This is a genomic window from Mesorhizobium sp. M0029 (assembly GCF_040323735.1).
Classification (GTDB): Bacteria; Pseudomonadota; Alphaproteobacteria; order Rhizobiales; family Rhizobiaceae; genus Mesorhizobium.
In genome coordinates this window covers 63,054-88,315 of the sequence record NZ_JAMYVF010000016.1, presented here as the reverse complement: position 1 = coordinate 88,315, position 25,262 = coordinate 63,054, and the positions used below count along the sequence as shown (strand labels likewise).

At 63.6% G+C, this 25,262-nt stretch carries 19 protein-coding genes; 10 read left to right on the top strand and 9 right to left on the bottom strand.

Going from position 1 to position 25,262, the window contains the following annotated elements; all coding sequences use genetic code 11:
• Nucleotides 1-44: 44 nt before the first annotated feature.
• Nucleotides 45-2,006: an acetyl/propionyl/methylcrotonyl-CoA carboxylase subunit alpha gene (locus NKJ76_RS23885; protein ID WP_352538496.1), complete on the top strand. Its 1,962-nt coding sequence runs from the start codon at nt 45-47 to the stop codon at nt 2,004-2,006.
• A gap of 65 nt (nt 2,007-2,071) precedes the next feature.
• Here NKJ76_RS23885 and NKJ76_RS23880 read toward each other — a convergent pair whose 3' ends face one another.
• Nucleotides 2,072-3,193 carry an ABC transporter substrate-binding protein gene (locus tag NKJ76_RS23880; protein WP_023670204.1) on the bottom strand — a complete coding sequence of 374 codons (1,122 nt, stop codon included), beginning with the start codon at nt 3,191-3,193 and terminating at the stop codon, nt 2,072-2,074.
• Between the two features lie 389 nt (nt 3,194-3,582).
• Nucleotides 3,583-3,849, bottom strand: coding sequence for an SEL1-like repeat protein (locus tag NKJ76_RS23875; RefSeq protein WP_352538495.1), 267 nt, complete (start codon nt 3,847-3,849; stop codon nt 3,583-3,585).
• Between the two features lie 440 nt (nt 3,850-4,289).
• Here NKJ76_RS23875 and NKJ76_RS23870 point away from each other — a divergent pair, with 440 nt between their 5' ends.
• Complete coding sequence (locus NKJ76_RS23870; protein ID WP_352538494.1) at nt 4,290-4,631, top strand: DUF2147 domain-containing protein; 342 nt, start codon at nt 4,290-4,292, stop codon at nt 4,629-4,631.
• A gap of 136 nt (nt 4,632-4,767) precedes the next feature.
• On the opposite strand, the gene NKJ76_RS23865 is transcribed toward NKJ76_RS23870, so the two are convergent.
• Nucleotides 4,768-4,998 carry a hypothetical protein gene (locus tag NKJ76_RS23865; RefSeq protein ID WP_156932391.1) on the bottom strand — a complete coding sequence of 77 codons (231 nt, stop codon included), beginning with the start codon at nt 4,996-4,998 and terminating at the stop codon, nt 4,768-4,770.
• Between the two features lie 51 nt (nt 4,999-5,049).
• On the opposite strand from NKJ76_RS23865, the gene NKJ76_RS23860 reads away from it, so the two are divergent.
• The 3 genes from NKJ76_RS23860 to NKJ76_RS23850 all read left to right on the top strand — a co-directional run bounded on the left by NKJ76_RS23860 (nt 5,050) and on the right by NKJ76_RS23850 (nt 8,136).
• Nucleotides 5,050-5,244 carry a hypothetical protein gene (locus NKJ76_RS23860; RefSeq protein ID WP_023670200.1) on the top strand — a complete coding sequence of 65 codons (195 nt, stop codon included), beginning with the start codon at nt 5,050-5,052 and terminating at the stop codon, nt 5,242-5,244.
• 277 nt (nt 5,245-5,521) lie between these two features.
• On the top strand, nt 5,522-6,982 hold the full coding sequence (locus tag NKJ76_RS23855) for an AMP nucleosidase (RefSeq protein ID WP_023731828.1): 1,461 nt from the start codon (nt 5,522-5,524) through the stop codon (nt 6,980-6,982).
• A gap of 140 nt (nt 6,983-7,122) precedes the next feature.
• Entirely contained in the window at nt 7,123-8,136 is a 1,014-nt protein-coding gene (locus tag NKJ76_RS23850; RefSeq protein ID WP_502900250.1) for an endonuclease/exonuclease/phosphatase family protein, read from the top strand.
• A gap of 25 nt (nt 8,137-8,161) precedes the next feature.
• On the opposite strand, the gene NKJ76_RS23845 is transcribed toward NKJ76_RS23850, so the two are convergent.
• Together NKJ76_RS23845 and NKJ76_RS23840 are read right to left on the bottom strand one after the other, a co-directional pair.
• On the bottom strand, nt 8,162-8,908 hold the full coding sequence (locus tag NKJ76_RS23845) for a DUF922 domain-containing protein (RefSeq protein ID WP_488505237.1): 747 nt from the start codon (nt 8,906-8,908) through the stop codon (nt 8,162-8,164).
• Nucleotides 8,905-10,584 (bottom strand): electron transfer flavoprotein-ubiquinone oxidoreductase, encoded by a 1,680-nt coding sequence (locus NKJ76_RS23840; RefSeq protein ID WP_352538492.1) that lies wholly within the window; start codon nt 10,582-10,584, stop codon nt 8,905-8,907. The genes NKJ76_RS23845 and NKJ76_RS23840 overlap by 4 nt, the downstream gene beginning before the upstream one ends.
• A gap of 302 nt (nt 10,585-10,886) precedes the next feature.
• Between NKJ76_RS23840 and NKJ76_RS23835 the strand changes: the two genes are divergently transcribed.
• The 3 genes from NKJ76_RS23835 to NKJ76_RS23825 all read left to right on the top strand — a co-directional run bounded on the left by NKJ76_RS23835 (nt 10,887) and on the right by NKJ76_RS23825 (nt 13,500).
• Complete coding sequence (locus NKJ76_RS23835) at nt 10,887-11,441, top strand: hypothetical protein (protein WP_352538491.1); 555 nt, start codon at nt 10,887-10,889, stop codon at nt 11,439-11,441.
• 141 nt (nt 11,442-11,582) lie between these two features.
• Nucleotides 11,583-12,461 (top strand): uracil-DNA glycosylase, encoded by an 879-nt coding sequence (locus NKJ76_RS23830; protein WP_023670194.1) that lies wholly within the window; start codon nt 11,583-11,585, stop codon nt 12,459-12,461.
• Between the two features lie 226 nt (nt 12,462-12,687).
• A complete protein-coding gene (locus NKJ76_RS23825; RefSeq protein WP_352538490.1) occupies nt 12,688-13,500 on the top strand; it encodes a helix-turn-helix domain-containing protein in 813 nt (270 codons plus the stop codon).
• Here the strand turns inward: NKJ76_RS23825 and NKJ76_RS23820 are convergent, their stop codons facing one another.
• Nucleotides 13,501-14,403, bottom strand: coding sequence for a DMT family transporter (locus NKJ76_RS23820; RefSeq protein ID WP_352538523.1), 903 nt, complete (start codon nt 14,401-14,403; stop codon nt 13,501-13,503).
• 419 nt (nt 14,404-14,822) lie between these two features.
• Between NKJ76_RS23820 and pepN the strand changes: the two genes are divergently transcribed.
• Together pepN and NKJ76_RS23810 are read left to right on the top strand one after the other, a co-directional pair.
• Nucleotides 14,823-17,462, top strand: a complete 2,640-nt coding sequence (gene pepN / locus NKJ76_RS23815) for an aminopeptidase N (RefSeq protein ID WP_352538489.1) — start codon at nt 14,823-14,825, stop codon at nt 17,460-17,462.
• Between the two features lie 310 nt (nt 17,463-17,772).
• Entirely contained in the window at nt 17,773-20,094 is a 2,322-nt protein-coding gene (locus tag NKJ76_RS23810) for a PAS domain-containing sensor histidine kinase (protein ID WP_352538488.1), read from the top strand.
• A 104-nt stretch (nt 20,095-20,198) separates the two neighbouring features.
• Here the strand turns inward: NKJ76_RS23810 and NKJ76_RS23805 are convergent, their stop codons facing one another.
• From NKJ76_RS23805 to NKJ76_RS23795, 3 genes are all read right to left on the bottom strand, one after another.
• On the bottom strand, nt 20,199-20,672 hold the full coding sequence (locus NKJ76_RS23805) for an EF-hand domain-containing protein (RefSeq protein WP_023702181.1): 474 nt from the start codon (nt 20,670-20,672) through the stop codon (nt 20,199-20,201).
• A 64-nt stretch (nt 20,673-20,736) separates the two neighbouring features.
• The gene (locus tag NKJ76_RS23800; RefSeq protein ID WP_352538487.1) at nt 20,737-23,703 is read right to left on the bottom strand and encodes a bifunctional [glutamine synthetase] adenylyltransferase/[glutamine synthetase]-adenylyl-L-tyrosine phosphorylase; all 2,967 of its coding nucleotides are present in this window, start codon (nt 23,701-23,703) and stop codon (nt 20,737-20,739) included.
• The gene (locus NKJ76_RS23795; protein WP_023742645.1) at nt 23,703-25,178 is read right to left on the bottom strand and encodes a sensor histidine kinase; all 1,476 of its coding nucleotides are present in this window, start codon (nt 25,176-25,178) and stop codon (nt 23,703-23,705) included. The genes NKJ76_RS23800 and NKJ76_RS23795 overlap by 1 nt, the downstream gene beginning before the upstream one ends.
• Between the last annotated feature and the right edge of the window lie 84 nt (nt 25,179-25,262).

Here is a 25,262-nt window from a genome sequence, read left to right as displayed (position 1 = left end):
TTCCTGCCAGACCGGCGCCGCCCGAGACAAACTCTGGAGGCTCCATGTTCGCCAAGATCCTGATCGCCAATCGGGGCGAGATCGCCTGCCGGGTGATACGCACGGCCAGGAAGATGGGAGTGCGCACCGTTGCCGTCTATTCCGACGCGGACGCCAAGGCCCTGCATGTCAAAATGGCCGACGAGGCAGTGAGTATCGGTTCCTCGCCGGTCGGCGAAAGCTATCTGCGCGGCGACAAGATTGTTGCGGCGGCGCTGGCGACCGGCGCCGAAGCAATTCACCCCGGGTACGGCTTCCTCTCGGAAAACCCCGATTTCGTCGACCTGGTGGTGGCGGCGGGGCTCACCTTCATCGGCCCGTCGGCCGCCTCGATCCGCGCCATGGGGCTGAAGGATGCGGCCAAGCGGCTGATGGAGAAAGCAGGCGTACCGGTGGTGCCGGGCTATCATGGCGAGGCGCAGGAGATCGTGCTGCTGGCGTCCAAGGCGCGTGAGATCGGCTATCCCGTGCTGATCAAGGCGCGCGCCGGCGGCGGCGGCAAGGGCATGCGCCGCGTCGAACATCCCGAAGATTTTTCGGAAGCGCTGTCAGGCGCACGGCGCGAGGCCAAGGCCGCGTTCGGCGACGATCGCGTGCTGGTCGAAAAATACGTCGACAAGCCGCGCCACATCGAGGTCCAGGTGTTCGGCGACAATTTTGGCAATGCCGTGCATCTCTACGAGCGCGACTGCTCGGCGCAGCGCCGCCACCAGAAGGTGATCGAGGAAGCGCCGGCGCCCGGCATGACGCCGGCGCTGCGCGAGGCGATGACGGAAGCGGCGGTCAAGGCCGCCAAGGCGATCAGCTATTCCGGCGCCGGCACCATCGAATTCATCGTCGATGCCTCGCAAGGGCTGAAGGCCGACCGCTTCTGGTTCATGGAAATGAACACCCGCCTGCAGGTCGAGCATCCCGTCACCGAAATGGTCACCGGCACCGACCTGGTCGAGTGGCAGTTGCGGGTAGCCGCCGGCGAAAAGCTGCCGAAGACGCAGAGCGAAATCACGCTTTCCGGCCACGCCTTCGAGGCGCGCATCTATGCCGAGGACGCGGCGAAAGGGTTTCTGCCGGCGACCGGCACGCTGCATCACCTGGCGTTTCCCGACAACGCGCCCGAAGGCGCCAGCATGCGCATCGAGACCGGCGTGCGGGCGGGCGATGCGATCTCGCCCTTCTACGATCCGATGATCGCCAAGCTGGTCGTCCATGCCAAGGACAGGCAGGCGGCACTCGATTCGCTCGGGACTGCGTTGTCGCAGACCGAGATTGCCGGCTCGACCGTCAACACCGCCTTTCTCGCGGCACTTGCCGCGGACGCCGATTTTTCGGCCGGTGACGTCGATACCGGCCTGATCGGCAGGCATCAGGAAGCGCTGACCGCGGTCGCCCCGCCGCGCAGCGAGATCGTTGCCGCGGCGGCTCTTGCCGCGGCGGGCGCCGATGCTTTGCCGCCGTCGGACGACCCGTGGTCGTCACTTGCCGGCTATGCGCATTTCCACAGCGTTGCGCGCCGCACGCGCCTGCGCCATGGCGAGGACGATATACTAGCACGTGTTTCAGTGCGGCCGGACGGGCGCTTCGAGGTGGCGCTGGACGCGCCCTATGACAGCGTCAATTCGCATGATCTTCGCGCCGCCCCTCGCCTTGCCCGCTGGCCAGGCCACGTCACCGTGTTCGAAGGCGCGGTCGGCTACAGTTTCCTCGTCCCGGATCCGCTGGCGCGAACCGACGAGGCGGCCGCCGCTTCGGGCAGCCTGCGCGCGCCGATGCCGGGCCTGGTCAAGCTGGTGCGCGCGGCAAAGGGCGAAAGGGTGATCAAGGGCCAGCCGCTGTTGATCCTGGAAGCGATGAAGATGGAGCACACGATCGCGGCCAGCCATGACGGCGTGATCGCCGAGATCGCCACCGAGGGCGCGCAGGTCACCGACGGAACGGTGCTGGTGCGCTTCGTTGAAGAGGCTGCATAGCCGGCTGGAGGCTTGAATGAAAAATGGCCGGGACAAGCCCGGCCATTCCATGAGTACGCGGCCGCTTACTGCGCGATCGGTGCGTATTTGCCGTCGTGCCACTGGTTGATGTCGTAGCTGGCGTTCTTCAGATCGCCCTTCTCGTCGAAGGTCACGTCGCCGACCACGGTGCTGAACGGCGTGCCGTTCTTCAGCGCTTCGGCTACCTTGACCGGATCGTCCGTTCCGGCGCGCTTGACGCCCTCTGCAAACGCCTGAACGACGGCGTAGGAGAACAGCGTAAAGCCTTCCGGCACGAAGCCGCCCGCCTTGATCTTGGCGATGGCCTCCTTGGCTTCCGGCTTGGCCTGCGGGTCCGACGGGAAGACGAACAGGGTGCCTTCACCGGCGGGGCCGGCGACCTGCCAGAATTCCGGCGAGGCGATCGAGTCCGGCATGATCAGCTGGAACTTAACGCTCTGCTCGGCCGACTGACGCAGGATAAGCCCGGCTTCCGGGTGATAGCCGCCGAAATAGACAACGTCAGCCTTGAGGTCCTTCAGCTTGGTGACGAGAGCCGAATAATCCTTCTCGCCGGCATTGATGCCTTCATAGTCGATCTCCTTGAGGCCACCGGCATTCATCGTCGCCTTCACGGCATCGGCAACGCCCTGACCGTAGGCGCTCTTGTCATGCAGGATAACGACATTCTTGCCGGCATATTTCTTGGCGATCCACGGGCCGATGAAGGCGCCCTGCGCGTCGTCACGCGTATAGAGACGCATGATCGTCGGCCAGCCGGCCTTGGCGGCGGCATCGGTCAGCTCGGGATTTGAAGAGGCCGGGCTCATCATCAGCGCGCCGGCCTCGGCGTAGACGGCGGAAGCCGGGATGCTCGAACCTGAACAGGCGTGGCCGTCAATAAACTTGACGCTGTTGGCAACGATCCGGTTGGCCACAGAAACCGCCTGCTTGGGATCGCACTGGTCGTCCTCGATGTCGAGCTTGATCATCGAGCCGTTGACACCGCCGGCGGCGTTGATCGCATCGGCGGCTGCCGTTGCGCCCTGCTTGAACTGATCGCCGATCGTGGCGAGCTGTCCGGTCATCGGGCCGACCACCGAAATGGTGATGTCATCGGCAAAGGCAACCGGCGCGCTCATCATCAGGCCAAATACGGCCGCGCTCAAAATACCCATTTTTTTCATGGTGATAGAACTCCTCCCACACTCGCGCAGCCGCTGTGGCCGCGCTTCTTTCCGAAGGCGGGACAATTTCATCCTTCATTGGGCCTGTCTAGGCGCATCGGCGCCGCTCGATTGGGCCTCATCAACGCAAAAAGCCACGCCAGCCTGTTCCGGCCGCTCGTGGCTTTTTGCTCGTAGAGCAGTCCCCATGCGCCCCCGCGCCAAGAAAAACCTGCCCGCCGTCCCCATTGTGCACGACTGGACCGTGCCGGCCTGCCGCGTTCTTGTTCTTTCATGGTCGGCCGTCTTGTCGCGGCCTTGTCGTTTCACCGGTTCCGACCGTCTTTGCGGTCTTGATCCCGGGGCTTCCCTGTTTTCGATAATCTGCCTGCGATAATCTGCTCGCGATCTCAGTGCATCGTCATCCATTCGCGGGCTTCGCGCAGCGCCTTGGCGAGCTCGACCTTGGACATTGCGGCCGACAGTTCCGAGCGCAGTTCCGCGGCGCGGACCGAGCCCTTGATGGCGGCGATGTTGAACCATTTGTGGGCGGCAACGACATCGGTCTCGCAATCGCGGCCGGTCGCATACATCATGCCCAGTTCGAAAAGAATGTCGGCCTGGGCAGTTGCCCCCATGGCGCCGAAGCCGGCTTCAAGCATTTCAAAACGTGCCATTTTAGTCCCCTGTCTGGCTCCCGAGAGCGGGCCTCTTCTGTCCCCCGGTGTTCCCTGGGGAGCCGCTCTTTCGATGCTTCCGAGAATGAGGCCGAGCCTTGAATCCGTCGTTAAATGGCGTGCTTAATTTGGAGAAAACAAAGCTAAAACAAGAGGTAAACGCGGAAATTCGTTAAGGATACAAAGTCAGCAATCCCGCCGTTTCTCGACCGATTTGACGAAAATTTGCAAGGCGCCGATCAACACTCTGCTAACCACGCGAACCAAAGCCAACGCCTCGATCGTTTCATTTCCACGGGCTGCGCTCTCCCGACCACGCATGAAAATTGCGAAACCTTCCGTCGCGACACCCGCTTTTGTTTTGCCGGGAGCTGGATTAGCTTACGTTTGCGTAAGGGGCAGAGAGGCGGCTGCCCTACCTAACACCAGGGAGGACAGATATGTTTCGCAAAGTGAGCTTGGCCCTGGCGGCCACCGTGATGATGGCTGGTGCGGCCTGGGCGGATCCGATCGAAGGCAACTGGAAGACACAAGCCGGCGACACAGCAGTTATCGGCGGCAGCGGTTCATTCTCCATCATGCTGAAGACCGGCAAATATGCCGGGAAAACCATCGGTTCGCTCAAGGCGGCCGGGGGCAACAAATATGCCGGCAACATCACCGATCCGGCAAACGACAAGACCTATTCGGGCAAGGCAACACTGTCGGGCACCTCGCTCAAGATGAGCGGCTGCGTGCTCGGCGGGCTGATCTGCAAGAGCCAGACCTGGCACAAGCTCTGATCTAGCTGCTTTGACCTGACCAACGGGGCCTTCACAGGCCCCGTTTTCTTTTGCAGGACGGTGCGCGCCATAGCGACGACCGTGCCGTTTGCGGCGGCGCAAACCCGAACCGATGCGCTCCCTAAAACATCGTCAATCACTTTGAACCGTAGATGAACGCCGGCATCAGCGCCGGTTCAGTCGCATCAGGGCATTTTGATGGCGTGTTCAAGGAGACACCACGCAAATGCTCGCTCGCCGCTTCACCATCGTCTGCCTGTTGATGAGCCTGTTCGGGATGCTCTTCGCCATCCTCGTGGCCGAATCCGGCCGTCCGGCCCGTTCCTGGAATGCAGCCAGTTCCTGCCAATTCGATTGCATGAACCATTTTCGCCCCTGAGACGACAAAGACATAGATCCAAACAGAAAAGCAAAAGCCATGAACCGCATCGCCATCAACGCCCTCCAGACCCTTCGGCTCCTGCCGCGGGCGGCGCTCGTCCTGGTCGTGCTGTCGGCGCCGGTCCTGGCCATGCCAATGATGCGGGCCAATGCCGACACGACGATCGACGCGCCGGCGACGAAGAAGCATGGCGTCGGCTTTGTCTTGCTGGTCAGTCTGCAGCGCGGGTAAGGTGTGCCGGTATTAAGGTGATGCTGGCCTGCAAGTGGCGGCCTTGGTGCTCACATGCTTCGAGTACGCTCCGCTCCGGTTCTCGAAGCCAACTAGTTTGGTCGCTTCGCGCCCGTCCTCGACTCCGGCTCAGCCTTACCTGAATCTCAGCACACCTTGGGCGTGGACGAATAAATCGACCACTTGGCGGCCATCCTCCCCTCCCAAGTGCGGCCTCAAGTCTCTATATTGAGCCATGGAAAAGCGAATCTACCCACAAGCTATCGAATCGGTCGTCATGCCGGAGCCTTTCGGCAAGCAGAGCTTCGACGACGCCAAAAAGGCCGTGGCCGCCTTGCAGGTGCTCTACGACCGCAACACCAAGTTTCTGCGCGACTCCTTTGCCACGCTTGCCGCCGGCGGCGACGAAAGCAAGCGCTACCGCGCCTTCTACCCGGAGATCGGCGTCACCACCAATTCGTTCACCCAGATCGACTCGCGCCAGGCTTACGGCCACATGCCGACCCCCGGGCATTTCTCGACCACCATCACCCAGCCGGTGCTGTTCGAACGCTATCTCGTAGAGCAGCTTCGCCTGATCATGCGCAATCACGGCGTGCCGGTAACGGTTTCGGAATCGACCACGCCGATCCCGCTGCATTTCGCGTTCCTTGAAGGAACCCATGTCGATGGCGCCGCCGCCGACCGCATCAAACGGCCGATCCGCGACCTGTTCGACGTGCCGGATCTTGACGGCACCGACGACCAGATCGCCAACGGCACCTTCGAGGTCGCGTTCGGCGAACCAAGGCCGCTGGCGCCGTTCACGGCGCAGCGCATCGACTATTCGCTGCACCGCATGACGCACTACACGGCGACCAGCCCGCAGCATTTCCAGAACTTCGTGCTGTTCACCAACTACCAGTTCTACATCGACGAGTTCGTCGCCCGCGCGCGGGCCCAGATGGCTGAAGGCGGCCACGGCTATACCGAATTCGTCGAACCGGGCAATGTCATCACCAAGGCAGGGCAAAACGCACCCAGCGAAGGCGTGGCGGCGCCGCGCCTGCCTCAGATGCCAGCCTATCATCTGAAGAAGCCGAACCATGGCGGCATCACCATGGTCAACATCGGCGTCGGCCCGTCCAACGCCAAGACGATCACCGACCATGTCGCGGTGCTGCGGCCACATGCATGGCTGATGCTCGGCCATTGCGCCGGCCTGCGCAACACTCAGGCGCTGGGCGACTATGTGCTGGCGCATGCCTATGTCCGGGAAGACCATGTGCTGGACGATGACCTGCCGGTGTGGGTGCCGATACCGCCGCTGGCCGAGATCCAGGTGGCGCTGCAGGAGGCGGTCGCCGAAGTCACCGGACTTTCCGGCTACGATCTCAAGCGCATCATGCGCACCGGCACCGTCGCCACCATCGACAACCGCAACTGGGAACTGCGCGACCAGCGCGGACCGGTGCAGCGGCTGTCGCAGTCGCGCGCCATCGCGCTCGATATGGAATCGGCCACGATCGCCGCCAATGGCTTCCGCTTCCGCGTGCCCTACGGCACGCTGCTTTGCGTCTCCGACAAGCCGCTGCATGGCGAGTTGAAGCTGCCCGGCATGGCGACCGAATTCTACAAGCGGCAAGTGGCGCAGCATCTGACCATCGGCATCAAGGCGATGGAGAAGCTGGCGGAAATGCCGATGGAACGGTTGCATTCGCGCAAGCTGAGAAGCTTTTCGGAGACGGCCTTTCAGTAGACCGGCTTGCCGTAAATGTTTGCCGCGAGGCGTTTCGTCATCTTGATTGGGCCGCATTTCAGCCGATAAAGGCCTGATACCTCGGCAATGTATTACCCGGTCTATGGGCAAAACCCGGTCTGATGGCACGCGTGCGAAAGATGATGGCTTCAATGGCGTTCCTGGCAATGCTCGGCCTCTCGGCCGCGCTTGTAGCCGGGTTCTTTGGCGCACTGCATCCGGCCTTCGATTCCTTTGCCCATTTCCGCATCCATTTTGCCGTGCTGATGGGGCTGATTGCGCTGCCGCTGCTCGCCACCTCGTTTCGCCTGCAGGCGGGCGTGGGCCTGCTGCTGGCCGTGGCCGCCTTCGCCAGCACGTTGAGCACCTTGCCGCGCCTGTGGCCGGTGCAGGCCGCCAATGACGCCGCGCCCGGCAACGAACCGGTCTACCGGCTGCTGCAGATGAACCTGCGTTTCAACAATCCGACGCCCAAGAAGGTTCTTTCGCTGATCGCCAGGACCAACCCAGACGTGATCACGCTCGATGAAGTATCGGCCATGTGGGCGACCGAACTCGGCTATATCCAGAACGCCTATCCCTATCGCATCCTGTGCGCCCATCCCGACGGAGTGTGGGGCGTGGCGCTTTTGTCCCGGCGACCTTTTGCGGCCGGCACCGAGCCGCATTGCGAACCGCGCGGCGCGATGGCGGCCGCCACCGTCGATTTCGGCGGCACTCCGGTCGATGTCGCGGCGATCCATTTGAGCTGGCCGTGGCCGAAGGAACAATACTGGCAGATCGGCGAGTTGACCGAGACGCTCACCTCGCTCGGCGAGACGGCGATCATGGCCGGCGACTGCAATGCCGTGCCGTGGAGCGCCGCGGTACGGCGCGTTGCCTCGCTCGGCGGACTGACCGTGATGCCGTCGGCCGGACCGACCTGGATCCACCGGACCCTGCCCGATTTCCTGCGGCGCTATGTGGGCCTGCCGATCGACCAGGTGTTTTCGAAGGGCGGGGTGACCATCCTGTCGTCGACGCAGATGGAAGAGACCGGCTCCGACCATCTGCCGGTGATGGTGGAATTTTCATTGATGCGCGACGAGACCAAGCCGGCCGACGAGGATTCTACCGCGACTGTGTCGCTGATCCAGCCCAGCATGGGCGGCTAGATCGTACGCCACGGGGCTTACGGTTTCACAAGCCTACCAAGGCCTCGATGATGCGCTCGACATGGCCGCCTTCACTGTGCTCGCGCGCGTCGAACGCGATCTGTTTTGCCTCATAGAGCTTGGAAGTGGCTTGCAAGCGCCGCGTGGCTTCGACGCGCGTTTTGTTGCATTGCGGATCGTTGGCAAATTTCAGGCCGCGAACCGACCGCTCGGCAGCCTGCATCATCTGCCCGGCGATACGGCCATGGGTTCCTTCATGAGCGAGAACGCCTGTGAAAAACCGGTTCCAGCGTTTGCGCAGCGCCGGCGTGACGGCCGAGGCGACGCGCGGGTAGGTGTAGGCGATGTTGAGCGTTCCATTGGCCTGGCGCAGGCGGCAGACGCCGTTGACCTGACCCACGTCCAGGCTCCAGTCGGCGGTGTAGCTTGTCTGCGCGATGGCGTGGGTCATGAAACCGTGCTTGGGGCCCCTGCGGTTCATGGCGATAACCAGACCGGCACCTGTCGTGCCGGTGATGTCATAGGTTCGCGTCTTGACGACGGTTTTCACCCCCGCCGACGCCGTCCCGACGACGCCGCAGGCCGCGCTTATGACGGCGACGCAAAACAAGACCAACACGCGCATGCCATTTTCCCCATGGACGCGGCAATGAGACCACAAGCAGACGACGGTTTCAACAATCTTTGGCGCCGAGCGCCTTACATGCCTTGGTAAACCCGGCCATCGCCGCCATTTTTGCTGGTTGAGACGGCCCCGGTCGGTGAGGCTCACATGCCCTGATAGACCGGGCCTTCGCCGCCTTGTGGCGGCACCCAGTTAATGTTCTGGTTGGGATCCTTGATGTCGCAGGTCTTGCAGTGCACGCAGTTCTGCGCGTTGATGACGAAGCGCACATCTTTGGCAGACGGATCGGCGGCGGCGTTGCCGTCCTTGTCGACCCATTCGTAAACACCGGCCGGGCAATAGCGGGTCGAAGGCCCGGCAAAGACATCATGCTCGGAACGCTTCTGCAACTCCATGTCGCCGACGATGAGATGCACCGGCTCGTTTTCCTCGTGATTGGTGTTGGACAGGAACACCGACGACAGGCGGTCGAAGGTCAGCACGCCGTCCGCTTTGGGATAGGCGATCTTCTTGTGCTTGGCCGCGGGCTCAAGCGTGGCATAATCGGCCTTGCCATGTTTCAGCGTGCCGAAGGGCGAGAAGCCGAACAGCGTGTTCAGCCACATGTCGAGACCACCGAGGCCGACGCCGATAATGGTGCCGAAGCGCGACCAGAGCGGCTTGACGTTGCGGACCTTCTTCAAATCCTTGCCGATATCGGTCGCGCGCCAGGCGTCCTCATAAGACGACAGCTCGTCATTGGCGCGGCCGGAGCCGATCGCTTGCGCGACATGCTCGGCCGCCAGCATGCCGGACAGCACCGCATTGTGCGAACCCTTGATGCGCGGCACGTTGACGAAGCCCGCCGCACACCCCATCAGCACGCCGCCGGGGAAGGAGAGTTTCGGCACCGACTGCCAGCCGCCTTCGGTAATGGCGCGCGCGCCGTAGCCGATGCGCTTGGCGCCCTCGAAGGTGCGCGATATCGCCGGATGCGTCTTGAAGCGCTGGAATTCCTCGAAGGGCGACAGCCAGGGGTTCTTGTAGTTGAGATGCAGGACGAAGCCGACCGCGACCTGGTTATCCTCGAGGTGGTAGAGGAAGGAGCCGCCGCCTGTCTTCAGGTCGAGCGGCCAGCCGAAGGAGTGCTGCACCAGGCCCGGCCGGTGGTTCTCGGGCTTGACCTGCCACAGCTCCTTGAGGCCGATGCCGTACTTGCCGGGCTCACGGCCGTCGGACAGTTTGTATTTTGCGATCAGCTGCTTGGACAGCGAACCGCGCGCGCCCTCGCCGATCAGCACGTATTTGCCCATCAGCGCCATGCCCGGCGCAAAGCCCGGGCCATGTGTGCCGTCTTTTTCGACGCCCATGTCGCCGGTGACGACGCCCGTGACCGCGCCGGCATCGTTGTAGACGAGGCTGGCGGCAGCAAAGCCCGGATAGATTTCGACGCCTAGCGCTTCAGCCTTGGTTGCCAGCCAGCGGCAGACATTGCCGAGCGAGACGATGTAGTTGCCGTGATTGTTCATCAGCGGCGGCATCAGGATATTGGGCAGACGGAACGAGCCGGCGGGGCCGAGCACCAGGAAATCGTCGGCCGTAACCGGCGTCTTGAAGGGGTGGCCATCTTCCTCGCGCCAGCCCGGCAACAGGCGGTCGACGCCTATGGGATCGACGACGGCGCCTGACAGAATGTGGGCACCAACCTCGCCGCCCTTTTCCAACACCACGACGGAAAGCTCGGGATTGACCTGCTTGAGACGGATCGCTGCGGCAAGGCCCGCCGGGCCGGCCCCGACGATGACCACGTCGAATTCCATGCTCTCGCGTTCGATCTCGCTCATCAACCCCTCCGCTCTGGCCAACCGTTTCCGGCATTTTGCTGGCTCCTGCGCTGCATAGCGCATCAATCCGCGACAGGAAACCGGCGCTGACGTGACAATGCCGATTTCGACAAAAAGTCGCGGATGACAACTCTGCCGCAAGCGTTTTGCGCGCGGCCGCGCTCAGCGTCCCATATTTTAATTGTTCGACGGCTCTCTTATCGGCCATACTTATTTCCATGCGCACGCCGTCCGGCTATTCATTGACGCGCTTCCCCCTTCCGCCCGGCCGGACCTGCCGAGCGATCCTTCTCGCCCTTTCAATGCTTACGCCGGTTCGCGCTCAGACCGAGCCGGTGAAGGTGTGGGCGACCGGCGCCTATTCCTTTTCCGACGAGCTTGGCGGTTTCCACATCACCGGCGCCTCGGGCACCGGCACCAAGGAAGATCCGTTGGTCATCTCCGAGGAGCTGAATTCGTCAACGCCGGTGACGCTCACCATCCGCACCACCAAACCGATCCAGCCGTTCAGCACCAACGGCGAATTCGCCAACGGCATCCTGTACATGCGTATCGAGGTGCTCAACAACAGCGGCCAGGCCTGGGTCGAATTCCAGTTCGAGCTGCAGGAGATACTCAACCAGCCGAGCGTGTTCGGCGACGGCCTGTCCTTCGACCAGCGCAACAAGACGCCCGACAACATCCTGTCGAGCGCGTACGCCGATTTCGACCGCGATTTCGAACCCTATGACCGGCTCTTGTTCAAGAGTGGACAGATCGACCCGCTGAAGAGGGGACGCTTCGAGTTTCTGATCACCGACTACACGCCGCGCTGGACGTTCTATCTGGTGCAGGATCCGCGGATACCGACGGGGTAAGCGGCAGACGCCGTGAAAATCGCCACGAAATGCCCTTCGTGATTGGCGAAAGCCGACGAGCGCGTAATCTCCCTCCTTGAGGGGGAGATTACTAACCGCCCAACCTTGCAAATCGTCTCTCGGCGGACGAATGTGCCCGGTATGACTGCCGCCTCCCCCAACAACCGATCCGACCTGGCCGAGTTGCTCGCCTTCTACGCCTCTGCCGGTGTCGACGAAGCGTTGGAGGACGCGCCGGTGAACCGGTTTGCCGGGGCAGCACCGAAGCGCCCCGAGCGCACAACGGCCCCTGCCGCGCCGCCTCGCGAAAACAAGTTTCCGGAACAAGCCGCCGCCAGCCCCGGGCTGGACGCAAGCCGGGTGCCGGACGCGCCGGCGCGTTCCGTTCCGGCCATGGCGACGGTGCCCGACGAGGCACAGGCGGCCCTGGCCCGGCAAATGGCGGCAAGTGCCTCGACGCTCGACGAACTGCGCCAGCACATGGCGTCGTTCGATGGCTGCAACCTCAAATTCACCGCCAAGAACCTGGTCTTTGCCGACGGCAATCCGGAAGGTTCGGTGATGTTGGTCGGCGAGGCGCCCGGCCGCGACGAGGATATTGAGGGCCTGCCCTTCGTCGGCCGCTCGGGCCGGCTGCTCGACCGCATGCTGGCGGCGATCGGGCTTGACCGGACTTCGGTCTATATCGCCAACGTCATTCCCTGGCGGCCACCCGGCAACCGCACGCCGACGCCGCACGAGACCGAAATCTGCCGTCCCTTCATTGAGCGGCAGATAGAGCTGGTCAATCCGAAGGTGCTGGTCAATCTCGGCGGCCCTTCGGCCAAAACCCTGCTCAACACTACCGAGGGCATCCTGCGCCTGCGCGGCAATTGGCAGGTGCACACGACGGTGTCGGGCACTGCCATTCCGGCCATGCCGACGTTGCACCCGGCCTATCTCTTGCGGACCCCTGCGCACAAGAAGCTAGCCTGGCGGGACTTTCTCGAGGTGAAGGCGAAGTTGCGGGAGGTGGGGTGAGGCGCGCCTCTTCCTTCCACCCTTGTGGGGGAAGGTGGATCGGCGCGCAGCGCCGAGACGGATGAGGGGTGTTCCAGCGGAGTGAGACGTTGGCGTTCCCTGGAACACCCCTCATCCGACCGAGCTTCGCTCGGCCACCTTCTCCCACAGGGGGAGAAGGGAGAACCGCGCCAATGACCTCCGAGGTAATTGAAATACCGCCCACCCCAGCCTAATCCTTTCACCCATGACAACACCCCAGACCTCTGCCGGCGGCCTGATCCGCGAATGGCGCACGCGGCGGCGCATGAGCCAGCTTGATCTCGCCATGGAGGCCGAGATTTCGCAGCGGCATCTTTCCTTCGTCGAAAGCGGCCGCGCCGCGCCGTCGCGTGAGATGGTGCTGCATCTGGCCGAGCAGCTTGAGATTCCGCTGCGGCAGCGCAACCAGCTGCTGCTTGCCGCCGGCTTTGCGCCGAGCTTCGGCGAGCGGCCACTCACAGACAAGACGCTGGCGCCGGCGCTTGCTGCGGTCGAGACCGTGCTCAAGGGGCATGAACCGTTCCCCGCGCTCGCCGTCGACCGGCACTGGAACCTGATTTCCGCCAACGCCGCCATCGGCCCGTTTCTGGCCGATGTTGCCGAGCCGTCGCTGCTCCAGCCGCCGGTCAACGTGCTGCGCCTCAGCCTGCACCCGAACGGCATCGCACCGCGCATCGTCAATCTCGCGGAGTGGCGAGCGCATCTGCTGGAGCGGCTGAAACACCAGAACGATGCCACCGGCGATCCCGTACTGGTCGAGCTGGAGCGCGAATTGCGAACCTATCCGTCCGGGCTCAAGGGCGCGCGACCGGTGCCGGTGGAGCCCAACGGCATCGTCCATCCGCTGCGGCTGGCGCATGGCGACCAGGTGCTGTCCTTCATCAGCACCATCACCGTCTTCGGCACGCCGCTCGACGTGACGCTGTCGGAACTGGCAATCGAGTCTTTCTTCCCGGCCGACGAGCCGACACGGGCGGTGCTGGTGCGGCTCGCTAAAGAACGCGCGCAGTCGTCCTGATCACCCTTGTGGTGGCGCTGCCTTCCGCGTTCGGGTGCGCTCGAGGCCGAGCTGGCGCTCGCGCCAGATGATGAAGATGCCGGCGGCAACGACGATCACACCGCCGACGAGCGTGTTGATGGTGGCGACATCGCCGAAGGCGAAATAGCCGACGACGACGCCGAGGATCATCGAGGTGTATTCGAACGGCGCCACCACCGAAGCTTCGGCATGGCGGTACGCCGCCGTCATCAGGATCTGCGCCAGCCCGCCACAGAACCCTGCTGCGACCAGCAGACCGGCCTGCAGCGGCGTCAGCGCCTGCCAGCCGAAGGGCAGCGTAAGCAGCGCCATGACACTCGCCGTCGCCGAGAACCACAACACGATGGTCGCTGTTCGTTCAGTCTGGACAAGATTGCGCACGAGCAGGATGGCATTGGCGGAGATTGCTGCAGAAACAAGAGCAGCGATGACGCCCAGCACCTCCTGGTCGCCGAGCGCGGCGCCCGACGTGAGCAGCGTCAGCTCCGGCCAGGAGATGATCAGCACGCCGACCAGACCGACCGCAACCGCGCTCCAGCGATAGACGCGAATGGCTTCGCCGAGGAATAGCGAGGAGAACACCACCACCAGCAAAGGCTGGGCATAGTTCAGCGTGATCGCTTCCGGCAGCGGCAGCCGGGTCAGCGCGAAGAAGCCGAGCCCCATGGCGCAAACGCCGACGACACCGCGCGCGATGTGGTTCAGCGGGCGTTTGGTGGCGAACGCCGTACCGAGTTTTCTCTTGAAGGCCAGGAAGACGATGATCGGGAAGATGGCGAAGAAGGAGCGGAAGAAGACGATCTGGCCGGCCGGCAAAGTGCCGGCGGCCTTGATGCAGGTTTGCATGCCGACAAAGACTGCCACCGACATGACCTTGAGCATGATCCCGGTGAGAACATTAGAGCGCCGCGCGTCGTCTTCGACGCGCAAAGGACGCTCTGACACTATAAATCTGCGCATCGTGCTTTCCAAAAATCGACATTGATTTTTGGGCCGATGCGCGCCGGGATGATCGGACAGTTTCCCGCCCGCTTCGTCTCCAGGCCCGGCTTTCACTGTTTTGTTGCTTCCCGGATCTCCGCTGAGATGCGCGTCGAACGACGCGGTACACAGGCGCCCATTCCGAACTTCGATGTGACGACGGTCATCAAGGCCTCACGATAATGGCGGAAGGGGAACGCCCCGAATAGGCATTGGCGCAGTTTTGTCGAGTGACCGTTTCGTGTAAAGAGCGCGCAACTTTAGATTTAATGGGCCATGACACGTCAGCGGCTCCGATAGCGACAGGGAAACCCAAGGGAATGCGAACCGATACCGGCCAGGTCTTCAAGCTCGAAGACTACCGCCCCAACGACTTTTCCATCCCGCAAACCGGCCTCACCTTCCGCCTTTCGCCAGACGCAACGCGTGTCACCGCAGTGCTGACGATCGAACGCCGCGATGGCGCCGCCGCCTGGACGTCGCTGGTGCTGGACGGCGACGGCCTGGTGCTCAAGCGCATTGCCATCGACGGTCGCGAGCTTGCCCCGGCCGAGTATCTCGCCACGCCGGACCAGCTGACCATTTTGAGGCCGCCGCCCCGTTTCCAGCTGCTGCTCGAGACCGAGATCGCGCCGGCCAGCAATGAGGCGCTGATGGGCCTCTACCGCTCCAGCAATGTCTATTGCACGCAGTGCGAGGCCGAGGGCTTTCGCCGCATCAGCTATTTCCTCGACCGCCCCGACATCCTGTCGGTCTATACCGTGCGTATCGAGGCGAGGCTGGACGAAGCGCCGCTGTTGCTTTCCAACGGCAATCCGGTCGAAAGCGGCGCGCTTGCCGACGGCTGGCACTTTGCAGTCTGGGACGACCCCTTCCCCAAGCCGTCCTATCTGTTTGCGCTCGTGGCCGGCAATCTCGGCAAGGTTGCGGACAGTTTCGTCACCATGTCCGGGCGCGAGGTCGAACTCGGCATCTATGTCGAGCCAGGCAAGGAGGGGCTTGCCGGCTACGCCATGGATGCGCTGAAGCGCTCGATGCAATGGGACGAGCAGGCCTTCGGCCGCGAATACGACCTCGACGTCTTCAACATCGTCGCCGTTTCCGACTTCAACATGGGGGCCATGGAGAACAAGGGCCTCAATATCTTCAACGACAAATATGTGCTGGCCGACCGGGAAACCGCCACCGATGCCGATTTCGCCAATATCGAGGCGATCATCGCGCATGAGTATTTCCACAACTGGACCGGCAACAGGATCACCTGCCGCGATTGGTTCCAGCTCTGCCTGAAAGAAGGGCTGACGGTTTTTCGCGACCACGAATTCTCCGCCGACCAGCGCTCGCGCGCGGTCAAGCGCATCGCCGAAGTGCGCACGCTCAGGGCACACCAGTTCCCCGAGGACCAGGGACCGCTGGCGCATCCGGTGCGGCCGCGCCGCTACCGCGAGATCAACAATTTCTACACGGCGACCGTCTACGAAAAAGGCTCGGAAGTCGTGCGCATGATCCGCACCATTCTCGGACCTGACCCGTTCCGCGCCGGAATGGATCTCTATTTCGAGCGCCATGACGGCGAAGCAGCGACGATCGAGGATTTCCTCAAAGTGTTCGAGGACGCCTCCGGGCGCGATCTGTCGCAATTCGCGCTCTGGTACCACCAGGCGGGCACGCCGAACCTGACCGTCAGTTCGACGCACAATCCGGCCACGCGCGAGTTCACGCTCGAGATCGAGCAGTCGGTGCCGCCGACGCCGTCGGAAAGCCGCAAGCGGCTGATGCACATCCCGCTCGCCTTCGGGCTGGTCGGCGCCGGCGGCGAACCGGTTGCCTATGGCGGCGTCGAGGGCGCCGCCGTCGAGGACGGTGTCATCCATATTCGCAAGCGCCGTCACATGGTGCGCTTCTCAGGCGTTGCCGAGCGGCCGGCGGTGTCGCTCAACCGCGGCTTTTCGGCACCGATCACGCTTTCGGTCGAGCAGAAGGCCGACGACCAGTTCTTTCTCGCCGGCCATGACAGCGATGCCTTTGCGCGCTGGCAGGCGTTCAACACGCTTTTGACCGATGCGCTGATAGCGGCCTTCCGCCAGATCCTCGGCGGCGCAAAGCCGGCCTTCACCGCCAGGCTGACCGGACTTGCCGGCAAGATCGCCGGCGACGAGACGCTGGAACCCGCTTACCGGGCACTGGCGCTTTCGCTTCCGGGCGAGGCCGACATTGCTCGCGACATCGGCAGGAATATTGACCCCGACGCCATCTTCGCCGCCCGCGAGGCGCTGGCGCTGGCAATCGCGCGCGCCAATCAGCAAACGTTCACCGACCTATACGGCCGCCTCGCCGACGACGGGCCGTTCAGCCCCGACGCGGCAAGTGCGGGACGCCGCGCGCTGCGCAACATCCTGCTCGACTACCTCTCGCTGCTGCCGAAAGGGGCTGCGCTCGCCGCCCGGCATTTCGAGGTCGCGACGAACATGACCGACCGCGCCGCAGCGCTGACCGTCCTTGCGCACCGCCATGACGGTTCGCCGGAGGCGATCAAGGCGCTGGCCGATTTCGAGGCCCGTTATGGCGCCGATCCGCTGGTCATGGACAAATGGTTCCAGATCCAGGCCAGCGTGCCGGGACCCCGGACAGTCGACACGGTACGCGAGCTGACTGGTCACGCAGCTTTCTCGATGGCCAATCCGAACCGGATGCGCTCGCTGGTCGGCACATTCGCCAGCGCCAACCAGACCGGCTTCCACCGCGCCGATGGCGAAGGCTACCGGTTTTTTACCCAGACCGTACTCGAGGTTGAAAAACGCAATCCGCAAGTGGCGGCCAGGCTGGCGACAGCGCTGCGCTCGTGGCGCTCGCTGGAGCCGGGCAGGCAAGCCAAGGCCAGGGGAGCGCTGCTGGCCATCGCCGGTGCCGAGAACCTGTCGGCGGATTTGCGGGACATTGTGGAGCGAACGCTGGCCTGATCCCTCCCCCTTGAGGGGACGGTGGACAGCCGCCGAAGGCGGATGGACGGGTGGGGTCGTTGCGGCAGTGCGCGACCTCGACCAACTTCGACCGTGATTGAGAGAGTCGAGCGCTTCGCCGAGGACCCCACCCGGCCCTTCGGGCCACCCTCCCCTCAAGGGGAGGGATTTCAGCGTTATTTCAATCAATTTTTAATGTTTTTCGGCCGCGCCTCTGGACAAGGCGAATCACCTTTGATTCTTTACAGACGATTCGGATGTGCGGTGTTGCCGAATCGTCAAGCGTACGGAAATTCGGGGAGTGCCATTTATGGCCAAGGCGGACGCGTGGGGCGCGCCCGAAGGGACGGCTTTTGAGCGGCGCAAGGCGCGAGGCGACGGCCTCGCCGGCAATACGCGGCTCATCGCTGAACCAGCCTACCGGCGGCTCCTGGCTGCCGAACCCCTTCTGCGCCGTTCGATACCGGCTCTCATCATCATCTTCCTGATCGTCATCGCCGCACTGCGCGTGCTGTCGCTGATGAACGAGCGCGACGAGGCCGAGCGCGACGGCAAGGCGGTGCTAGGTCTCGCCGCCGGCCAGATGGCGAACGCAATCTCGGCCGACCCGACCGCGGCATCCAGCGGTGCAATTGATCTTCTGGAAAGCACGAGCCGCCAGGGCGCCATGGGCAGAAGCCATGTGCTTGTGATCACCGACAGCGCCTTCAAGATCATTGCCGTGTCGCCGCTGTCGACCGGCTGGCAAGGGCGATCGCTGGACAGCCTGGTGCTGGACGGCCAGCCGCTGTTCATGTTCGGCGACCGCGCCGGGGTCATGGATGTCAGCATCGGCGGCCAGGACTGGTACGCGGCGGTGAGCCTGACCCGGGACCGCAAGAACGCCGCCGCCGTGCTGGTGCCGCAGGAAGCGGCGTTCGACAACTGGCGCAAGACCGTCTCGCTCAACGTCACGCTGTTTGTGCTGACAGCCGGCGTGCTGATCATCATCCTCTACGCCTATTTCGGCCAGGCATCGCGCGCCCAGACAGCCGACCGCATCTATCTCGAAGCCCATCAGCGCATCGACATGGCGCTGGTTCGCGGTCGCTGCGGCCTGTGGGACTGGGACATGGTGCGCGGCAAGATGTACTGGTCGCGCTCGATGTACGACATGCTGGGCTACGAGCCCTGCAACTCGATGCTGTCGTTCGGCGAGGTCGACGACATCATCCACCCCGAGGACGGCGACCTGTTCGAGCTGGCCAACAAAATCGTCGAGCGCGAGATCGACCATATCGACCAGGTGTTCCGGATGCGTCACGCCGACGGCCAGTGGGTGTGGATGCGCGCCAGGGCCCAGGTGATCGACCCGGAAGCGCCTGAGATCCAGCTGATCGGCATTGCCGTCGACGTCACCGAGCAGCGGCATCTGGCGCTGCGCTCGGAGGCGGCCGACCTGCGCCTGCGGACCGCGATCGAAAACATCAACGAATCCTTCGTGCTGTGGGATGCCGCCCAGCGCCTGATCATGTGCAATTCCAAATACCAGAAGGACAACGGCCTGTCGGACCGCGACGTCATGCCGGGCGCTGCGCGCGCCGTGCTTGAAGAGCGCATGCTGGCCTTCGCCTCTGAACGGCGGCTGGCCAACACCAACGGGCCGCAAGGGGGCGCAACCTTCGAGCGGCAGCTCTCCGACGGCCGCTGGCTGCAGGTCAACGAACTGAGGACCCGGGACGGCGGCACGGTCTCCGTCGGCTCCGACATCACCCAGATCAAGCTGCACCAGGAAAAGCTGGTCGACAGCGAGCGCCGGCTGATGGCGACCATCCACGACCTCAGCCTCGCCCGCCGGGCCGAGGAAGAGCGCGCCAAGGAACTGGTCGAGCTCAACCGCGAATATATGAAGGAAACCGAGCGCGCCGAGGCCGCCAATCGGGCCAAATCCGAATTCCTAGCCAACATGTCGCACGAGCTGCGCACGCCGCTCAACGCCATCATCGGGTTCTCCGAACTGATGGAACAAGGCCTGTTCGGGCCGCTCGGTTCGCCGCGCTACGAGGAATATGCCAACGACATCAACGGCAGCGGCAAATATCTGCTCGGCGTCATCAACGACATACTCGATATGTCGAAGATCGAAGCCGGCCAATTCTCGGTGGACCGCGAGGAAATCGATCTCTGCCCGCTGATCCGCGAGACGGTGCGGGTGATCTCGCTGCAGGCGGCGGAGAAATCGATCACGGTCGAAACCCGCATCGCCGATACGATGACGCTGTTCGCCGACCGCCGGGCGATCAAGCAGATCGCCATCAATCTGCTGTCGAATGCGGTGAAGTTCACCGGTCAGGGCGGCCATATCTCGGTGCGCGCCCGCAACACGTCAGGCGCGCTGGTGCTGACCATCGAGGACAATGGCTGCGGCATTCCGAAGGAGGCACTGAGCAAGCTTGGCCGCCCCTTCGAACAGGTGCAGAACCAGTTTTCGAAGAACCACGCCGGCTCCGGCCTCGGCCTTGCCATCTCGCGCTCGCTGGCCGAGCTGCAGGGCGGCGCGCTGAAAATCCGCTCGACCGAAGGCGTCGGCACGATCGTGTCGGTGCGCATTCCGGTGAAGAAGCCGGCGCTGGCGGTGAAGGCGGCGGCCTGACGGCCCGCCAATGCGAGCGGTGCTCTCCGCCGCGTTCAAGGACTGAGTAGCCCCGGTCATGTAAGGGCTCCGGCGGCTTTCGCCGCCGGAGACATATCGCCATTTCACTCCATGCTGTCGTCGCCGCCGTCCCATTGGTGGTGGCGGCCCATGCGGCCTTTCTTTGGCAGTTCGTTGCGCTCGATCTTGCCGTCATTGTTGCGGTCGAGCATGGCGAACACCTTCTTCTCGCGCCCGGTGATGTCGTCCGTGGTCAGCGTGCCGTCGCCCTTGCTGTCGTAGCGGGCAACTATGCGCTTGGCCATTTCCTCGAACCGCGCCTTCTCCAGCGCGTCAGCGAGCTGGGCGACTGTCAGCTTGCCGCCATTATCGGCGACCAGCTTCTTCAGCCGCGCGTTCATGGCGTCGGAAAACTGGTCGAAGCTGATGGTGCCGTTGGAATCCTTCATCGCCTTGTCGAGGCGCATCATCGCGCCCTCGCGCATTCTGGCGCTGGCATTGTTCTCGGCATAGGCGGTGGTGCCAACGGCGCCGGCAAGCGCGACAAAGGCAAGGGCAAGTCCGGTTGTCTTTCTCATGGGTATCTCCTGTTGCATCGTCACCCCCGATGCGATCCGAAACAGCCGCCAACGCTTCACGCCCTCACGACCGTTTCGTACGAAGCAAAAGGTTGAAATCCTTTCTGACCTTTTGCGACGTTTCCTTGAGATGTGCTTCCAGCACACCGAAATCCGGCAGGTCAGTCACCGCCAGAAGCAGATCCGACAATCCCGGCGGAACGTCATCGCGTTCGAATGCACCGGTGAGGCAAAGCCGCGTCATCTGGGTCAGCGCCAGATAGAGTTGGTAGGCTTCGCAAAGCTGCTGCCTGACGTCAGCCTCGGCGAAATCCGGCGACAGATGCGCCAGGATTTCGCCGGTCGCGGTCACCCTGCGGCCGGCTTCGACCTGCCCGGTTATAACCGCCACCTGCGCGATGAATTCGAGGTCGATGAGGCCGCCGGAGATGAGCTTGATGTCCCAGAGATCGCGCGGCGATTTTTCCTTCTCGATCAGCGCGCGCATCTCGGATGCCTCCGCCCTCACCTTGGCGGCGTCGCGCGGCAAGGCCAGAAGTGCCGCCACCTCGGCCTCGACCTCGGCGCAAAGGGCCGCGTCGCCGCCGATGGCGCGCCCCCGGGCCAGCGCCATGTGCTCCCAGGTCCAGGCCTCCTGGCGCTGGTATTTCTTGAAGGCATCGATGTGGGTGGCCACCGGCCCCTTGTTGCCGGATGGCCGCAAGCGCAGGTCGAGCTCGTAGAGAACGCCTTCGGCGGTCGGCGCCGAGACAGCCGCGATCAGCCGCTGCGTCATCCTGGTATAGTAGTGCGATGGTGCGAGCGGCTTGTCGCCGTCGGACTCGTCGGCATTCGCGTCGTGGTCGTAGAGCAGAATGAGGTCGACATCGGAGCCGGCGGTGAGCTCGCGGCTGCCGAGTTTGCCCATGCCGAGCAGCGACACGGTGCCGCCGGCGATACCGCCGTGGCGCAGCGCGAATTCGGTGGTCACCGCCTGCAATGCGGCGTCGATGGTGAGGTCGGCGAGATCGGAAAAGGCGCGGCCGGCGCGCGCCGGGTCGATCGAGCCGGCGAGCAGCCTGACACCGATCAGGAATTTCTGCTCGGAGGCAAAGATGCGCAGCCGGTCAAGCACATCCTCGTAGGGCCTGTCGCCATCGATGAAAGCGGCCAACCGCGCTGAGAGATAGGCGCGGTTGGGCAGTTCGGTGAGCAGCGCCGGGTCGAGCAGACCGTCGAAGACATGCGGGCGCCTTGTGATGATTGCCGCCAGCCGAGGCGCGGCGCCCATGATCGTCGCCATAAGCTTCAGCAGAGCGGGATTCGACTGCAGCAGCGAAAACAGCTGGATGCCGGCGGGCAGGCCGGCGAGGAGTTCATCGAAGCGAACCAGCGCCTCGTCGGCCCGGCGCGTCTGGCCGAAGGCTTTGAGCAGCGCCGGCGTCAGTTCGGTCAGCCGCTCGCGCGCTTCCGCCGACTGGGTGGCGCGATAGCGGCCGAAATGCCAGCCCCGAATCACGCGGCAGATGTCGCTTGGCCGCTGGAAGCCAAGGCCGTGCAAGGTCTGCAGCGTGTCGGGATCGTCGACATCGCCGGTGAAGACCAGATTGCCGACGCCGGCCGACAATTCAGGCGCGGTCTCGAACAGCGCGGCGTAATGGCGCTCGACCTCATGCAAAGCCGCGCGAAAGGTTTCGGCAAATCTGGCGGCATCGGCAAAGCCCAGCATATGGGCGATGCGTTCCAGCCCTTCATCATCGTCGGGCAGAATATGCGTCTGCTCGTCGGCGACCATCTGGATGGCGTGTTCGACGCGGCGCAGAAACCAATATTGCTGCGTGAGCGCGTCGCGTGCATCGGCGGTGATCCAGTTGCGCGCCGCCAGCGCACCCAGCATCGGCACCGTCTCGCGGCCGCGCAGCTCCGGAAAACGGCCGCCGGCGATCAGTTGCTGGGTCTGGACGAAGAACTCGATTTCGCGAATGCCGCCGCGGCCGAGCTTGACGTTGTGTCCTTTGACCGCGATCTCGCCATGACCCTTGTGGGCATGGATCTGGCGCTTGATCGAATGAACGTCGGCGATCGCCGCATAGTCCATGTATTTGCGCCAGACATAGGGCTGCAATTCCCGCAGGAACGCATCCCCGGCATCGAGATCGCCGGCCACGGGACGCGCCTTGATCATGGCGGCGCGCTCCCAGTTCTGGCCGCGCGCCTCATAGTAGCGAAGTGCTGCCTCGACCGGGATCGCCAGCGGCGTCGAGCCTGGATCGGGACGAAGCCTCAAATCGGTGCGGAAGACATAGCCGTGCCCGGTGCGGTCCTGCAGGATGCGGACCAGCCTGCGGGTCAGGCGCGCAAACAGCTCTGTGGCGTCGAGCGGATCGACGATCGCCGGCGCATCCGGATCGAAGAAGACGACGAGGTCGATGTCGGAGGAGAAATTCAGTTCATGCGCGCCAAGCTTGCCCATGCCGAGCACGATCCAGCCGGATTGCCGTGACGGATTTTCGGGATCGGGCAATTTGAGCTTGCCTTGGCTGTGCGCCTCGCGCAGCAGGAAGTCGACCGCCGCGCAGGTGCAGGCATCGGCGAGATTGCTGAGGCGCCTTACCGTCAGCGCGGCATCGGCCTCGCCGGAGAGGTCTGCAAGTGCGATCAGGAAGTGAGCTTCACCCTTCCACTGCCTGAGTTCCATCATCAGGCTGGATTCGGAAACGGTCTCGGAAAAGGCGGCCTTGCCGATCGCTTCGGCGATGGCGAGCAGCCGAGCCTCGACACTGCCATCGAACAGCGCGTCGAGGATTTGCGGCCGGCGGCGCGCAACATCGCGGAGGAAGGGCGAGAGATCGAAGACGGCAGCGAGAAACTCCTGTGCGGTGCCCTTGCCTCCTAGGAATTTCGCCAGCCGCGGCAGGTTCTCGTCCTTGGCATCGCCAGCGATCTCCGACAGTTCACGCCGGGCGCGGGCCTCATCCAGCGGCGCGAGCTGCGCCGCCAGTTGCAGGCGCCATTCGGTCTCGATCCGTTTCGCAGCCATCCTCACCGCCATCAATGGTCCTCCCGCGCCGGGAAGCTCATGATAACGGACAATCCGGGATTGGCAGGCAGAAGTTCAAGCCGGCCATTGTGAAAAGTCATGATCGCCTTGGCGAGGCTGAGGCCAAGACCGGATCCCGGCTGCGAGCGGCTCTTTTCCAGCCGCACGAAGCGCTCGGTCGCCCTGGCGCGGTCGGCATCGTCGGGGATGCCATGGCCATTGTCGGAAACGGAAAGGCGGATTTCGTGACCGACGCGCTGCAGGGCTACGCGCACGGCAGGCTTTTCCGTCGCATCGGTCGAGTATTTGATGGCGTTGTCGACGATGTTCGACAGTGCCTGGCCGATCAGCTCGCGGTTGCCATCGACGGAAAAATTCCCGTCCGCGGCAGTTTCAAGCACCACGCCAGCCTCCTCCGCCACCGGCTCATAAAGCTCGACAACGTCATGCACCGCGGCGGCGAGATCGACCTTGCTGGTGCTCTCCGAGGAATAGCCGGCCTCCAGCCTGGAGATCATCAGGATGGCGTTGAAGGTTTTTATCAGCTGGTCGGATTCGGCGATGGTGCCTTCCAGCGCCTGCCGGTAGTCGGTGGTCTTGTGCTTGCCCGAAAGTGTCGCCTCAGCGCGGTTGCGCAGTCTGGTCAGCGGCGTCTTCAAATCATGGGCGATGTTGTCGGAGACCTGCTTCAGCCCTTCGTTGAGCGTCGCTATCCTGGCCAGCATGGTGTTGAGGTTTTCCGACAGGCGGTCGAACTCATCGCCGGCGCCGGTCACCGGCAGCCGTCCCGTGAGATCGCCGCCCATGATGCGGCGGCTTGCCTCCGAGACGCTGTCGATGCGCTTCAGCGCGGCGCGGCCGACAAGGAACCAGATCAGCAGCCCGCCCAGGCCCATCATGCCCAGCGCCAGCATCAGGGCGCGGCGGACGACGGCGCGGAAGCGCTCGGGCTCGCCGAGATCGCGGCCGACCAGCATGATCATCTGGTTGGGCAGCCGCAGCACCAGCGCGATGGCGTTGTGGCCCTTCTCGCCCTCGGGCTGAATTTCGGTCTCGCCGGGCTGCGCGCCATTCGGGTCAGAAGCCTGGTTGCGCTGCCGTTCGAGCTCACCTTCGCCGAAACGGCGATAGGAGAAGGGTTCGGTCGTCCAGCCATCGGTCTCGAGCACCCCCGGTGCCAGGCTCTGCACGTTGCCGGTGAGGATCTGGCCGTTGACATCGGCAATGAGATAGAGGTTGGCGCCGGGCTGGCGCGAGCGCTGCTCGACGACGCGCACCAGCCGCGGCAGGCCGCCGCTCTGATAGGCACGAGCGAGGCCGAGCACCTCGTCATTGATGGTCTGCTGGGTCTGGCCGGTCAGCATGCGGGCCGACAACGACGTCATGTAGAAGACCAGCAACACGGCACATAGCGCGAAAAGCAGGAAATAAAGCGCTGAAAGCCGCGCCGCCGTAGTCCTCATGATGGCCGGCAGGGAAAGGGCCATCGAGTTCTAGCTCATGATGAGATTTGGCTGAAATCTCACCATGACCTACCCCTTTGTTGGAGCATGATCTTCTCCAAAAACCGG

Coding starts and splice junctions, on each gene's coding strand:
- NKJ76_RS23885 (WP_352538496.1), top strand. CDS start 45: ATGTTCGCCAAGATCCTGATCGCCAATCGGGGCGAGATCGCCTGCCGG.
- NKJ76_RS23880 (WP_023670204.1), bottom strand. CDS start 3,193: ATGAAAAAAATGGGTATTTTGAGCGCGGCCGTATTTGGCCTGATGATG.
- NKJ76_RS23875 (WP_352538495.1), bottom strand. CDS start 3,849: ATGGCACGTTTTGAAATGCTTGAAGCCGGCTTCGGCGCCATGGGGGCA.
- NKJ76_RS23870 (WP_352538494.1), top strand. CDS start 4,290: ATGTTTCGCAAAGTGAGCTTGGCCCTGGCGGCCACCGTGATGATGGCT.
- NKJ76_RS23865 (WP_156932391.1), bottom strand. CDS start 4,998: ATGGTTCATGCAATCGAATTGGCAGGAACTGGCTGCATTCCAGGAACG.
- NKJ76_RS23860 (WP_023670200.1), top strand. CDS start 5,050: ATGAACCGCATCGCCATCAACGCCCTCCAGACCCTTCGGCTCCTGCCG.
- NKJ76_RS23855 (WP_023731828.1), top strand. CDS start 5,522: ATGCCGGAGCCTTTCGGCAAGCAGAGCTTCGACGACGCCAAAAAGGCC.
- NKJ76_RS23850 (WP_502900250.1), top strand. CDS start 7,123: ATGATGGCTTCAATGGCGTTCCTGGCAATGCTCGGCCTCTCGGCCGCG.
- NKJ76_RS23840 (WP_352538492.1), bottom strand. CDS start 10,584: ATGAGCGAGATCGAACGCGAGAGCATGGAATTCGACGTGGTCATCGTC.
- NKJ76_RS23835 (WP_352538491.1), top strand. CDS start 10,887: ATGCTTACGCCGGTTCGCGCTCAGACCGAGCCGGTGAAGGTGTGGGCG.
- NKJ76_RS23830 (WP_023670194.1), top strand. CDS start 11,583: ATGACTGCCGCCTCCCCCAACAACCGATCCGACCTGGCCGAGTTGCTC.
- NKJ76_RS23825 (WP_352538490.1), top strand. CDS start 12,688: ATGACAACACCCCAGACCTCTGCCGGCGGCCTGATCCGCGAATGGCGC.
- NKJ76_RS23820 (WP_352538523.1), bottom strand. CDS start 14,403: ATGCTCAAGGTCATGTCGGTGGCAGTCTTTGTCGGCATGCAAACCTGC.
- pepN (WP_352538489.1), top strand. CDS start 14,823: ATGCGAACCGATACCGGCCAGGTCTTCAAGCTCGAAGACTACCGCCCC.
- NKJ76_RS23810 (WP_352538488.1), top strand. CDS start 17,773: ATGGCCAAGGCGGACGCGTGGGGCGCGCCCGAAGGGACGGCTTTTGAG.
- NKJ76_RS23805 (WP_023702181.1), bottom strand. CDS start 20,672: ATGAGAAAGACAACCGGACTTGCCCTTGCCTTTGTCGCGCTTGCCGGC.
- NKJ76_RS23800 (WP_352538487.1), bottom strand. CDS start 23,703: ATGGCGGTGAGGATGGCTGCGAAACGGATCGAGACCGAATGGCGCCTG.
- NKJ76_RS23795 (WP_023742645.1), bottom strand. CDS start 25,178: ATGGCCCTTTCCCTGCCGGCCATCATGAGGACTACGGCGGCGCGGCTT.